The organism is Echinicola sediminis, assembly GCF_054777495.1.
The window spans coordinates 1-13,815 of the sequence record NZ_BAAHAP010000002.1 but is presented as its reverse complement, the minus strand read 5'-3'; the positions used below and the strand labels follow the sequence as shown (position 1 = coordinate 13,815).

The following is a 13,815-nucleotide window of genomic DNA, read 5'->3' as shown; positions in this document are numbered from 1 at the left end:
ATGGACAAAAAAAAATACAATGACCTGTTAAAACTCTCAGGTTTAGAGCCTTTGGTGTTTACCCCTGAGTTGAATTTTGTCAATATCGGGGAACGAACAAACGTTACCGGTTCCAAGAAATTTGCCCGTTTGATATTAAATGGGCAGTTTGATGAAGCCCTGGAAGTGGCCCTTGACCAGGTACGCGGTGGCGCCCAGGTACTTGACGTCTGTATGGATGAGGGGATGCTGGATGGAGAGGCTGCCATGGTCAAATACCTTAACCTCTTAGCCTCCGAACCAGAGATAAGCAGGATTCCTATCGTAGTCGATAGTTCCAAATGGAACATTATCGTAGCAGGCCTGAAATGTATCCAGGGCAAGGGAATCGTCAACTCCATCAGTTTGAAAAATGGAGAGGAAGAATTTATCCATCAGGCCAAGACCATAAAGAAATTTGGTGCTGCAGTAGTGGTCATGGCCTTTGATGAAGATGGACAGGCCGATACCTATCAGCGAAGGGTGGATATCTGTAAAAGAAGTTATGATATTTTGGTGGAAAGGGTAAGGTTCAATCCGCAGGATATCATTTTCGATCCCAACATCTTCCCTGTTGCCACGGGTATGGAGGAGCACCGGACCAATGCCATTGACTTTTTCAAAGCTACCCAATGGATCAAACAAAACCTTCCGGGGGCTAAAGTCAGTGGTGGTGTGAGTAATGTCAGTTTCTCTTTTAGGGGCAATAACCCTGTACGCGAAGCCATGCATGCCGCCTTTCTTTACCATGCCATACAGCACGGTATGGACATGGGGATTGTCAATCCAGCCATGCTGGAAGTATACGATGACATTCCCAAGGACCTGCTGGAGCATGTAGAGGATGTATTGTGGAACAAGAGGGACGATGCCACTGAGCGACTGCTTGAATTTGCCGAAACAGTCAAATCATCAGGCAAAAAGGAAGTGGCCAATGAGGCCTGGAGATCCGAACCGGTAGGAAAAAGAATTGAACATTCCCTGGTCAAAGGGATCATCGATTATATTGAGGCAGATGCTGAAGAAGCCCGTCAAAATTTAAAAAGTCCCCTGAAAGTGATAGAAGGGCCTTTGATGGACGGCATGAATGTGGTAGGAGACCTGTTTGGTTCAGGGAAAATGTTCCTGCCGCAAGTGGTAAAGTCTGCCCGGGTGATGAAAAAAGCCGTGGCCTATCTGGAGCCTTTTATGCCCAAAGCTGGAGATGCTGATTTCAATGAATCCAAGAGTTCCATCAAAAAGGTGCTTTTGGCTACAGTGAAGGGCGACGTACATGATATCGGTAAAAACATTGTCGGCGTGGTGTTGGCCTGCAACAGCTACCAGATCATTGATCTGGGAGTGATGGTGGATGCCCAGACCATCATTGACGAGGCGATCAAAAACGACGTGGACATCATAGGCCTGAGCGGGCTGATTACCCCATCACTGGATGAAATGGTCAATGTAGCATCAGAAATGGAAAGACAGGGTTTGACCATACCCCTGTTGATAGGTGGTGCCACCACCAGTAAGATCCATACTGCGGTAAAAATTGATCCTGCCTACAGCGGTACGGTTGTTCATGTATTGGATGCTTCGAAATCAGTTCCGGTAGCAGGAGAGGCCATAAGCGAAGATTCCCGTGAAGCCTATCAAAGGAACATGAAGGCTACCTATCATGAGCTTAGGGAGGCCCATCAGGCCAAACAGGAAGCAAAACAGCTGGCCACCTACGAGGAGGCGAAGGCCAATCCTGTAGCCATTGACTGGGATAATTATATTCCTTTTAAGCCGGCCAAACTTGGAAAGACCGTTTTGGATCTGGACCTTAATGTCCTTAGAAACTATATCGATTGGACTCCTTTCTTCAGCACCTGGATGCTTGCGGGCAAATTCCCTAAAATCCTCAAGGATGAGGTAGTGGGAGTACAGGCCAAGAAATTATACGACGAGGCCAACGAAATGCTGGACAGCATCATTGCAGAAGGATGGCTGGAGGCAAAGGCAGTAGTAGGCCTTTATCCGGTAAGAAGATCCGGAGATGATATTACCTTATTGGACGAAGACCATCAGGACACTTCCACTACCTTCCACTTTCTAAGACAGCAAGGCAAAAAAGGCAAAGGGGTACCCAACCGCTCTTTGGCGGATTATCTACATCCTGAAGAGGTGGATTATTTTGGGGGCTTTGCAGTAACTGCCGGATTAAAGATGGAAGATAAAGTGGCGGCTTTCAAAGCTGTGGGAGATGATTACAATGAGATCATGTTCAAGGCATTGGGAGACCGCCTGGCCGAAGCTGCAGCGGAATATATGCACGAGGTAATACGAAAGGAACTTTGGGGGTATGCAGCAGAGGAGCGTTTTGACAATGAGGCACTGATCAAAGAGGCCTATTCAGGCATCCGGCCTGCACCGGGTTATCCGGCCTGCCCGGAACACTCGGAAAAAATCACTTTGTTCAAACTCTTGGAAGCTGACAAAAACATAGGTGTCGATCTCACCGAAAGTTTTGCCATGGTCCCTACCTCTTCTGTAAGCGGTTTCTATTTTGCCCATCCCGACAGTAAGTATTTTGGATTGGGTAAAATAGGTGAGGACCAGGTGGAGAGTTATGCCAGAAGAAAGGGCGTTTCCAAAGAGCAGGCCGAAAAGTGGCTCTCGCCAAACCTGGCATACAATCCTAAATTAAATCCTGTATTGGAATAATCATTAGCTTTGCGATCAATTGTAAGGAGCATTGTCCTTTTATTTTTCGGGCCATGCTCCTTATCACTGTGACAATTACAAATACACATGAAAGTAACCGAACACATTAAACAAGCGAAAAAAACACTTTTTTCAATTGAAATTCTACCACCACTCAAAGGCCAAAGCCTGAATGAAATGCTGGACGGTATTGCTCCGTTGATGGAATTTGAGCCTCCCTTCATTGATGTCACCTACCACCGTGAGGAGTTTATTTATAAAAAGCATAACAATGGTTTGCTGGAAAAGGTAAGTACCCGTAAACGGCCAGGAACAGTGGGGATCTGTGCTGCCTTGATGAACAGGTTTAAAGTGGACGCTGTACCCCATATTCTTTGCGGAGGTTTTACCAAAGAAGATACAGAGAACGTACTCATCGACCTTAATTTTATCGGTGTGGAAAATGTTTTGGCACTGAGAGGTGATGCTCCAAAATCAGAAGGTCGGTTTGTCCCTGAGGAAGATGGGCACAATTATACCAACGAGTTGGTCGGACAGATTGTGGGCATGAACAAAGGAAAATACCTTCATGAGGAAACAGAAACGGGTTTTCACACGGATTTTTGTATAGGTGTTGCCGGATACCCGGAGAAGCATTTTGAAGCTCCGAGTTTCAAATTTGACCTGAAATATCTAAAGGCCAAGGTAGATGCCGGTGCAGAATATATTGTGACCCAAATGTTTTTTGACAACCAAAAGTATTTTGAGTTTGTCAGACAGGTAAGAGAGGCAGGCATCGACGTTCCGATCATTCCAGGACTTAAGCCGATTACGACTTTGGGACAAATGACCATGTTGCCAAGAACCTTTTTCCTGGATCTTCCGGATGCTTTGATGGATGAGCTGGAAAAATGTAAAAACAATGCAGATGTAAGGCAAGTAGGGATAGAATGGGCCATACAGCAGAGTAAAGAACTGATAGATTTTGGTGTGCCTTGCCTTCATTATTACACCATGAGCAAGGCCAGCACAGTGCACAAGGTTGCCAGTGAGGTGTTTTAATATCAAAACTAAAGATAATTCTAAAAGAGTCATTTCACCCAAAGGGCAGAATGACTCTTTTGTTTTATATCACTATGGCAAATAAAAGTCGTAATATGGGTAAAATCCTTCTATAAAAGATGCAGGGTTTCAGCTAACTTGGGCATATGCCCAATAACCGTTAGCCAATCCCATGTACCCTCATTTCCATCACTTTACCGATGAGCATATCTGGTTTCTTGTAAAAGAAAGTGATGAGGCTGCCTTTACTTTTATTTATGAAAAATATGCCGATGACCTTTTTCGGTACGGGCAGCGGATCAGTTCCGATTTTGATTTGATCGAGGATGCCGTACAGGATGTTTTTATTTCCTTGTGGCAAAACCGCCATAAAATAGCCATCTCAGACTCGGTAAAATTCTACATACTAAAATCCTTCAAAAGGGAATTGCTGCTAAAAATCAAAAAGAAGGGGAAGTTTAAAATCATCCCTGAAAACAACTTTTGTCAAACCGTCGGGGAAAGTCACCAGGAGCAGCTGATCCAAAAGGAAACCCAGGAAGGGAATCTGGCCCTGTTGGACCTTTCCATGAAAGACCTGACCAATAGGCAACGCGAGGCCCTGCATTTACGCTACATCGAAAATTTGTCCTATCAGGAAATCTCCGCGATCATGGGCATTGAAGTGTCCACCATTTATAATGTCATTTTCAGAGCCATAAAAGAACTCAAACGGGACTTCCAAAAACACCGATCCAAATTCCTCCTGTTTGCCCTGATTTTTCTTTTGGGAAGTCTTTTATAAAAAAAATCATTTTTTTTTGTTAGATCTGGTAAGTAGCTCCCTCTTGTTCTAAAAAGGGAAATACAATTGAAAGAGCATATCACTACTACCAGGGATTTATTGGAAGATGAAGACTTCAGAAAATGGGTTTTGGAGGAAGAAAAGGGCCATTTGAACTTATTTTGGAGTAGATGGATCAAAGAAAATCCTGATAAAGCCAGCATCTTTCATGAGGCCAGAGAACTTTTAATCAAGCTCAATCAAGAAACTGTTTCATGGGACCAGGACAGAAAAGCAAAAGCCCTGTCCAACATATCCATGCAAATAAAAAAGGAAGATAAACAGCAGATGCGGACGGGCTATTCCAAGAACAGTATTGTTTCAAAGCGCCTATTTTTTAGAGCTGCCGTCATCACCTTATTTGTCCTTTCGGCCACACTGGTTTTGAGGGAAGTTTTTCATGATAAAGGACTGGAAAATTTACGGCCTTCCGAGGAATGGGTCACCCGAAGCAACGGCAAAGGACAAAAGTCAAAGATTCATCTCCCTGATGGCAGCTCGGTGATTTTAAATGCCGACAGTGAGCTGTCATACGATAAGAGCGGTTTTGGTTTAAGCCATAGAGATATACAGTTAAGAGGAGAGGCCTTCTTTGAAGTGGCACATGACACCTTAAGGCCTTTTCGGGTAAAAAGTGGAGAAATGACGACCACCGCTCTGGGGACCTCCTTTAATATTAAGGCCATGGAGGGAGAATTGGCCCAAGTGTACCTGGCTACCGGCAAAGTACTCGTAGAACATCAACTTGACAACACGATGCCCAGTACCGTGTACCTGGAGCCTGGGCAGGAGGCCTTTGTGGGCTCATCTGAGGTTTTGGAAAAAAGAAAGGCAACAAACCTCAAACAGTATGCTTGGAAAGAGGGCATTTTGTATTTCAAGAAAAAACCATTGATGGAGGCGGTCAAAGAACTCGAAAGGTGGTACGGAGTGGAGATCACGTTAAATGGGCTTCCGAAAAAACCATTGTTTATAAGTGGTGAATTTAAACAAGAGACCCTTAAAAATGTCCTGGAAACCATGCAGTATTCCCTGGATTTTTCCTTTGACATTTTACAAGAAGAAGTGACCATAAATTTTAATCCCCAATAATACAATCCATAACCTAAAATAACTAACTATGAAACAATTGATACCCATTCCCAAAATCCTTGGAAAGGTGCTTGCAATGGCATTTTTCTTTCAGCTGATGCTCAGCCATTACAGTCATGGTATGGGCGGAGCATTGCCACAGCAAACCGATATGGCCAAGGTCATGGTTTCTCTGGACCTGAAAAACGAAAAATTGGAGCGTGTCTTCGAGGAAATCGATAAACAAACTGATTTCAGTTTTTTCTATGAGGAAGGCCTACTTCGAGACTTTTCATTGATCAATGTGACGGCCAATGGAAAATCCCTCGAACATGTATTGTATGAATTGGCCGGTGCCTACCGCTTGCAATTTAAGCAGGTAAACCACAGGATAAGCGTTAAGAAATCAGCCACGGCACAGGTGAATAAACCTATTACCATAGAGCTGAGCGTTCAAGGGGCAGTGAAAGATGAAGCAGGCCAGCCTATTCCCGGAGCCAGCATCTTGGTGAAGGGGACAGCCCTTGGAACAGTTACAGACTTGGACGGCAACTATGTACTGGAAAATGTTCCAGACGACGCCCAACTGGTATTTTCGTTTATCGGTTATGAAAAGCAGGAAATTGCATTAAACGGCCGATCTGTCATCGATGTCACCTTGGTGCTGGATACCCAGTCATTGGATGAAGTGGTCGTGATCGGATACGGCACCGTAGAAAAAAGAGATTTAACAGGCGCCGTGGCAAGTGTGGGAGTAGAACAACAGCAGGAGCTGTCCAATGTCAACCTGCTGCAATCGCTTCAGGGGCGTGTGGCAGGCCTCAATGTAGGAGCCATCACCTCATCCGGTGCTGAGCCAAGAATCGATATTAGGGGACAAAGCACCTTGTCCAGCTCAGCCAGTGACAATGCCCCCTTGATTGTTTTGGATGGTATCATTTACCGGGGAAGCATGGTAGATATCAATCCTTCCAATGTGGAATCTGTGGAAGTGCTCAAAGATGGCAGTGCCGCCGCAGTGTATGGTTCCCAAGCCTCAAACGGGGTGATCTTGATAACCACCAAAAAAGGGCAACAAGAGGGAAAGCCTATTATCAGCTATTCCGGACAGTATTCACTACAGTCACCTGCTAATACCTTGGAGCCCTTTAATACGGCAGAAAACAAAGCCTTTCTCAACGATGTGTATTGGACCGACAGTAGGATAGGACCTGACTTTTTGGAACCCAATCCCGATTTTTCGGTTACACCCTATTTGAAAACCCTGCAGATTTCCGAAGGCTATCAAAACAACCTCGATAATGACTGGTGGGGCATGTTGACAGGCAATGGCCAAATCAATAAACACGATATCAGCATTCGCGGAAGGACACAGAATTCCGGCTATTTTGTGGCGGCAGGTGTCTTGAATGAAAAAGGCTTTGTAAAAAATGATGACTATAGACGCCTCAGCTTGACGGTAAACATGGACAGTAAGGTGACTGACTGGTTGACCTTCGGCATGGAGACATTTTTGACCACCAGTGATTATTCCGGTGTATCCCCAAGTGTGAACAATATTTTCCATTTCCAGCCTTTTGCACCCTTGTATGATGAAAACGGGGAATATATCCTTGAACCCAATGGGCTGAACCTTAATCCATTTTTACAATACCAAATTGACGATGAGGAGAAAAGACTGAACCTTTTCGGTAATTTCCACTTGGATGTTAAACTACCCTTCCTTGAAGGCTTCAATTACCGATTGAATTTCGGCAACAACTACATCGTCAATACCCACAACCAGTTTAATCCTTGGGGAGCCAATTATACGGGCAGTGGATTTAAAGACAGAAATGAGCGGTACAGTTATATCGTAGACAATATATTTTCCTACAAGAAGACCATTAACGACATCCACCGTCTGAACTTTACCTTCTTATACGGGATAGAAAGCATTGAAACCAATGTGACCAATTCTTCTGCCCAGAACTTTGTAAATCCTATTTTGGGTTATAACAGACTGCAGGCAGGCGATCCTTCCCTCAACCTGATCAACACAGGAGCTGAAAAAGAAACCAGCCTTTACACCATGGGAAGGGCCATTTATACCCTTATGGACAAGTACATGCTGACGGCCACGATAAGAAGGGATGGATTCTCCGGGTTCGGGAGCAATAGCAAGATAGGGGTGTTCCCCTCGGTAGCTTTGGGCTGGGTGATGAGTGAAGAGGATTTTATGGCCAATTCAGGGATAGAATACCTGAAGTTAAGAGCTTCTTACGGCGAAACAGGCCGAAGGGCGGTTTCCAGGTACCAGACACTCGCCACGGTTCAGGCTCAGCCGACCATCATCTTTGGAGACGGTGGAAGTGCTACCATCGGGCAGTGGATCAATTCCATGGCCAATGATGACCTGAAGTGGGAAACCACCACAGGACTGAATGTCGGGGTAGATTTTGAATTCTTACGATCTAGACTTTACGGTAATATTGAATATTATAACAACCATACCAAGGATATTCTTTACAACATCCAGATTCCCGAAATCACTGGTTTTTCAAGTATAGCCACCAATATCGGGGAGGTAAAAAACCATGGAATAGAACTGGGACTAACCGGTAGAATCCTGCAGAGTCAGGACATGAGTTTGGAAACCGGGTTTAATTTTTCCAGAAACAGAAACGAGATCGTTTCTATCCTGGGTGCTGACAATGATGGAGATGGCAAAGAAGATGATATTGTTACCAACCGGCTGTTCATAGGCCAACCACAAAATGTGGTGTTTGACTACGATGTAGTGGGCATGTGGCAATTGGAGGATGAAGTGCCAACCGGCTTCTTCCCTGGCACTTACAAGCTGGATGACCTCAATGGAGACGGCATCATTTCGCCAGATGACAGAAAAATCATCGGTTATCGGGACCCCTCCTATAGGTTCGGCATCAGCAATACCTTCAAGTATAAAAACTTCAGTATTTATATGTTTATCAACTCCATCCAAGGCGGAAAAGATTATTACTATGCTGACGGCAGCCCTTACAGCGATGGCGACCTGTTCAAGAAAGACCAGCTTTCCTATTCCAACGCTATGGCTTTTGATTATTGGATGCCGGAAAATCCCAATGCGAAGTACAGAAGGTTGGATACCCCTTCCAGCTTTGTGGGTAGGCCCTATGACCAGAGGAGTTTTGTGAGGCTACAGGACCTTTCCGTATCCTACACCTTTACCCCGGATATTCTGGAAAAGCTGAAAGTAAGAAGCTTAAAAGTCAATTTGAGCGGAAAAAATCTGGCTACTTGGACCAAATGGGAAGGATGGGATCCAGAAACCGGCATAGGACTGGTATCCGGCGTGCCGCTCATGAGGAGTTATACTGTTGGTTTGAACATTGAATTTTAATCTGAATACCCATGAAAAGAATATATAAATTATTGATACCTGCAATCTTGTTGGGAGGCTTTTCCTGCAACGAGTCCGAATGGCTGGAAGAAGAACCTCTTGGGATCTATACTGCTGACAATTCCTTTAGCAGACCTGAAGATTTCAATGCGGCAGTGGCCAAAATGTACGATAACGTATTTGCAGCCTTGCTTAATATCAACAGCAGTGAGGGAAGGGCCATGCATTATCCCACCGATATGGCCTGGGATGCCATCGATGTGACCCATGACCTTAACCTGTATGAGGACAAAATGAACCCGACCACAGGGGTGGTGCAAAATGTATGGGCTGATCTGTATAAAATGATTTCCAATGCCAATGCAGTCATAGAAAGAATTCAAAATCCGGAAATCAATTTTGAATCGGAAGACCTCAGAAATGAATTGCAGGCAGAAGCCATGTTTTTTAGAGGCTACGCCTACAGAACCCTCAGTATTTTATATGGTGGTGTGCCATTGGTACTTGAGGAGGCCACCTCTCCCAAAAGGGACTATGTAAGGGCTACCAAAGAAGCGGTATTGCAGCAAGTGATCAGCGACCTGAACTTTGCTGCTATCAATTTACCTGGAGCCAATGAGGTAAAAGAGGATGGACGACTTAATAAAGCTGCCGCCAACCACTTATTGGCAGAAGTACATATAATGGCGGGAGACTATCCCGCGGCCATTGCAGCTGCCAGTGCGGTCATCGATGATCCCAACTTTGAATTGATGAACAGCCGTTTTGGATCCAGGATGAACGAACAGGGAGATGTATATTGGGACCTGTTCAGGATGAACAACCAAAACAGGGCCAGTGGCAATACGGAGTCCATTTGGGTAAGGCAATATGAATACCTGGTTGAGGGCGGGGGAGCAGGCAATCCTTGGCCAAGGTTTTTGATCCCTCTCTATTGGCAGCTAAAAGGACCGGACGACGTCAATCTCTTCATCGGTCCATCCAATGCTTATGGCGGAAGAGGGATCGGCTGGTACGCGCCGACACCTTATGTGCGTGACCTTATTTGGGAGGACGCTGGTACTGATATAAGGACTTCAGAAAACAATATCATGCGGGATATTGTGGCCAATAATCCTGCTTCAGCCTATTACGGGCAGAAAATCGTAGAAAGCGGAGCCATTGACAACTTTCCCAACCCCCTTGATCGATGGTGGAATGTGATCTTTGCCAAAGTGGCCCCGATCAATAATTTCCCACAGGAATTTGTCCTAGATCCTGAAACTGGACTGCTCAACAATTCCTCCAATAATATGGCTACCGACCAGTATATCTTTAGGTTGGCAGAAACCTATTTATTGAGAGCTGAAGCCCATCTGCTGAATGGCGATGCGGGAAGTGCAGCTGAGGACATCAATGTGGTAAGAAGCAGGGCCAATGCCAATCCGGTTGCCGCCGGTGAGGTGGATATGGATTATATCCTGGATGAGAGGGCTCGTGAACTGGCTTGGGAAGAACTTCGTCTGCTTACATTGATGAGAACGGGAAAGCTGGTAGAAAGGGTAAAACAATACAATCCTGTTACAGGAGTACGTATCGCCAACCATCAAAATGTATGGCCTATACCATTTCGTGAAATTGAAACCAATACGGAAGCGACTTTGGAACAAAACCAAGGTTATTTCTAATGGAAATTAAATTTTGTCGAGTAGGTCTTTTGGACTAATTTTATCAAAAGAAAGTGTAGCCTCGTGTTTTTCGGGGCTTACCTTTCTTTTTCTATTTACCATATTGAACAAGTCAAAGCATGATGATTGGAACAAGACGGATATTTTCTATAGGAACACTTTTATGCATTTTAGTATTCACCGGACTCCCTTCCTTTGCCCAAAAAGCAATTGAAATTGATCCGGGTGAACAAGATTTAAACGTTTGGTATGCCTCACCTGCCAAAGAGTGGACCGAAGCCATTCCCATCGGTAACGGCTACATGGGGGCTATGATCTTTGGTGAGGTAAACAAGGAACGTATACAGTTGAATGAGGGCACCTTATATTCGGGAGATCCAGACCACACCTTTAAGACCATCAATGTCCGTAAAAAGTATCCTGAGGTCATGGAATTGATGGAAGCAGGAGAATACCAAGAGGCGACAGAAATCATCAAAAAAGATTGGTTGGGCAGGGCACAGCAATGTTTCCAGCCCATGGGGGATGTATGGATTGATTTTGACCATAAGGAAGAAATCAAGGATTATAAAAGGAGTCTGGACTTGGGCAGATCAGTGGTTCAGGTCAGCTATAAAGTGGGTGAGGTGACCTATACCCGTGAGTATTTTGCAAGTTATCCGGATCACCTTATTGTGGTGAAGATCTCCGCAGATCAGCCAGGAAAGATCAACTGCGAACTGAACCTTTCCACCCCTCACAAGCCTACTGAGAAGGTGTTCAGTGAAAATGACCTCTTGATTTTGCAGGGAAAAGCCCCTGGAATTGCTTTGCGGAGGTCACTGGAAACGGTAAAGAACATCGGTGACCAACACAAATATCCTGAGATCTTTGATAAGGATGGAAATGTCAAACCGGGAGCCACACAGGTGATGTATGATGAAGAGGTGTTTGGTTTGGGAATGGCCTTTGATACCAGAGTGGAAACCAGAAATTCGGGTGGACAGGTGGTCCAAAAGGACGGCAAAGTAAAAGTTGAAAATGCCGATGAGGTGGTGTTTTTAATCGCCGCAGCCACCAGTTATAATGGTTTTGACAAGTCCCCGGTAACAGAGGGAGTGGATGAATCAGCCAAATCCACAGACTTTTTAAAAGCAGCAGCAAACAAGAGCTATGAATCTTTATTGTCGACCCATACGGAGGACTATCAGGAGCTGTTTGATAGGGTAAAGATCAAATTGGATAAACAGAGCAAGCAATCCAAGCTTCCAACAGACCAGCGTGTCCTGCACTTTTCCAATGGAAAGGACCAGTCTCTGGTAGGTCTTTATTTTCAGTTTGGACGGTATTTAATGATTTCCGGTTCAAGACCAGGAGGACAGCCCTTGAACCTACAAGGGATCTGGAACGATAAGGTCATTCCACCCTGGGCAAGTGCTTATACCATGAACATCAACTTGGAAATGAACTATTGGCCTGCAGAACTGACCAACTTGGCCGAATGCCAGGAGCCGCTATTTACGGCCATTGATGAATTGGCGGTAAATGGTGCCCAGACCGCAAAACAGATGTTCGGCAACCAGGGATGGCTGGGAAATCACAATATGACCGTCTGGAGACAAGCCGAACCGGTGGATATGTGTGAATGTTCCTTTTGGCCCATGGTAGCAGGATGGCTGATGAGCCATAAATGGGAGCATTACCTGTTCAGTGCCGATAAAGCCTTTTTGAGGACTCAAATATTCCCCCTTTTGGAAGGTGCGGTCTTGTTTTATAAAGATTGGCTTATTCCCAATAAAGAGGGTTATCTGGTTACCCCGGTAGGACACAGTCCAGAAAACAAGTTCATATTTGGAGAGGGGGGGATGTCTACCCAAAGTCCAGGCCCGACCATGGACCTGGCCATTATCCGGGAGTCTTTTTCCCGTTATTTAGAAGCTTGTGATCTACTCGGATACCAAACCGATATCCAAGGAGAAATCCGGCAAAAACTAGGAAAACTGCTGCCTTATCAAATCGGCCAATATGGTCAATTACAGGAATGGCAGTTCGATTTTGAGGAGCAGGATCCGGAGCACCGGCATATTTCGCATTTGTATGGTTTTCACCCAGGCAACCAGATCAGCTGGAATGAAAACGAAGATCTTGTGGCTGCGGTAAAAAGAACCATGGAACGAAGAGGGGATAAAGCAACCGGCTGGTCCATGGGCTGGAAGGTCAATATTTGGGCAAGGCTGCATGAAGGGGACAAATCCCTAAAATTACTTACCAATCTGCTTCAGCTTGTCAAGGATGGGGAAAAGGGCAGTTCCAGAAGCGGTACTTATTCCAATTTGTTCGACGCGCACCCACCGTTCCAAATAGACGGTAATTTTGGTGCCACTGCCGGGATAGCTGAAATGCTCCTTCAAAGCCATGAAGGCTGGGTCGAGCTGTTGCCTGCTTTGCCAACTGTCTGGAAAAATGGGGCAATAAGCGGCCTAAAGGCTAGGGGAGGTTTTGAAGTGGACATGGACTGGTCAGGAAATGTACTGAAAAAAGGGACGATCATCGCACATAAAGGTGGGCTATTGCCCATTAAGACTTCCACACCTTTGGAATTTGAGGAAGACATTCTTCTGGTGGACAAAGCTGAAAATGACTTGCTGAGCCCGATCACTTCAGGTAATTTTCTTAACCATTATGAGGGGCAACTGCCTGACTTGAAACAAAAAGATGATTACGAATATTATATCCAAACCAAGCCTGGGGATGTGATTGTATTTACGGGGAAATAAGGGCAAACATAGATTATGCCTTACCATGACTCCCTTATTTCACGATGGATAAAGCCAGCACGCTGTACAATATGGCCTGTGAGGTGTTTTAAAGAAAATAACATTGAATAAAAAACAGGCTGTCTTATAAGTCAAGATTAGAATCTATTTTCAAAATATTCTATGGGTATGGCATTCTGATCGCTTGCAATTTCGTGATTCTCAATTGAAATCCACGGGTTTTGGCGGCAAGCGGCAAGTTGTATGCTCTATTGACGGTTGTCCGGCCAAAACATGGCCGTCGTGGTGTATAATAGCCTGGGGCTGCCACCCCAGGCTATTATAAATTTGCCCCGTTGGGGCGGGACCATTCTCCACTGACTTACA

General features: G+C 45.1%; 7 protein-coding genes. All 7 read left to right on the top strand.

Annotation, left to right across the window (positions count from 1 at the left end):
• The 7 genes from metH to ACYVAA_RS00780 all read left to right on the top strand — a co-directional run bounded on the left by metH (nt 1) and on the right by ACYVAA_RS00780 (nt 13,449).
• On the top strand, nt 1–2,709 hold the full coding sequence (metH, locus tag ACYVAA_RS00810; RefSeq protein ID WP_460538098.1) for a methionine synthase: 2,709 nt from the start codon (nt 1–3) through the stop codon (nt 2,707–2,709).
• Nucleotides 2,710–2,796: 87 nt separating this feature from the next.
• Nucleotides 2,797–3,750 carry a methylenetetrahydrofolate reductase [NAD(P)H] gene (gene metF / locus ACYVAA_RS00805; protein ID WP_460538096.1) on the top strand — a complete coding sequence of 318 codons (954 nt, stop codon included), beginning with the start codon at nt 2,797–2,799 and terminating at the stop codon, nt 3,748–3,750.
• A 172-nt stretch (nt 3,751–3,922) separates the two neighbouring features.
• Nucleotides 3,923–4,534 carry an RNA polymerase sigma factor gene (locus ACYVAA_RS00800; RefSeq protein WP_460538094.1) on the top strand — a complete coding sequence of 204 codons (612 nt, stop codon included), beginning with the start codon at nt 3,923–3,925 and terminating at the stop codon, nt 4,532–4,534.
• Nucleotides 4,535–4,600: 66 nt separating this feature from the next.
• Nucleotides 4,601–5,665: a FecR family protein gene (locus ACYVAA_RS00795; protein ID WP_460538093.1), complete on the top strand. Its 1,065-nt coding sequence runs from the start codon at nt 4,601–4,603 to the stop codon at nt 5,663–5,665.
• Between the two features lie 28 nt (nt 5,666–5,693).
• Nucleotides 5,694–9,026: a SusC/RagA family TonB-linked outer membrane protein gene (locus ACYVAA_RS00790; protein ID WP_460538092.1), complete on the top strand. Its 3,333-nt coding sequence runs from the start codon at nt 5,694–5,696 to the stop codon at nt 9,024–9,026.
• Between the two features lie 11 nt (nt 9,027–9,037).
• Nucleotides 9,038–10,693, top strand: a complete 1,656-nt coding sequence (locus ACYVAA_RS00785) for a RagB/SusD family nutrient uptake outer membrane protein (RefSeq protein ID WP_460538091.1) — start codon at nt 9,038–9,040, stop codon at nt 10,691–10,693.
• A gap of 119 nt (nt 10,694–10,812) precedes the next feature.
• Nucleotides 10,813–13,449, top strand: coding sequence for a glycoside hydrolase family 95 protein (locus tag ACYVAA_RS00780; RefSeq protein ID WP_460538090.1), 2,637 nt, complete (start codon nt 10,813–10,815; stop codon nt 13,447–13,449).
• The last annotated feature ends 366 nt before the right edge of the window (nt 13,450–13,815 follow it).

Coding starts and splice junctions, on each gene's coding strand:
- metH (WP_460538098.1), top strand. CDS start 1: ATGGACAAAAAAAAATACAATGACCTGTTAAAACTCTCAGGTTTAGAG.
- metF (WP_460538096.1), top strand. CDS start 2,797: ATGAAAGTAACCGAACACATTAAACAAGCGAAAAAAACACTTTTTTCA.
- ACYVAA_RS00800 (WP_460538094.1), top strand. CDS start 3,923: ATGTACCCTCATTTCCATCACTTTACCGATGAGCATATCTGGTTTCTT.
- ACYVAA_RS00790 (WP_460538092.1), top strand. CDS start 5,694: ATGAAACAATTGATACCCATTCCCAAAATCCTTGGAAAGGTGCTTGCA.
- ACYVAA_RS00785 (WP_460538091.1), top strand. CDS start 9,038: ATGAAAAGAATATATAAATTATTGATACCTGCAATCTTGTTGGGAGGC.
- ACYVAA_RS00780 (WP_460538090.1), top strand. CDS start 10,813: ATGATGATTGGAACAAGACGGATATTTTCTATAGGAACACTTTTATGC.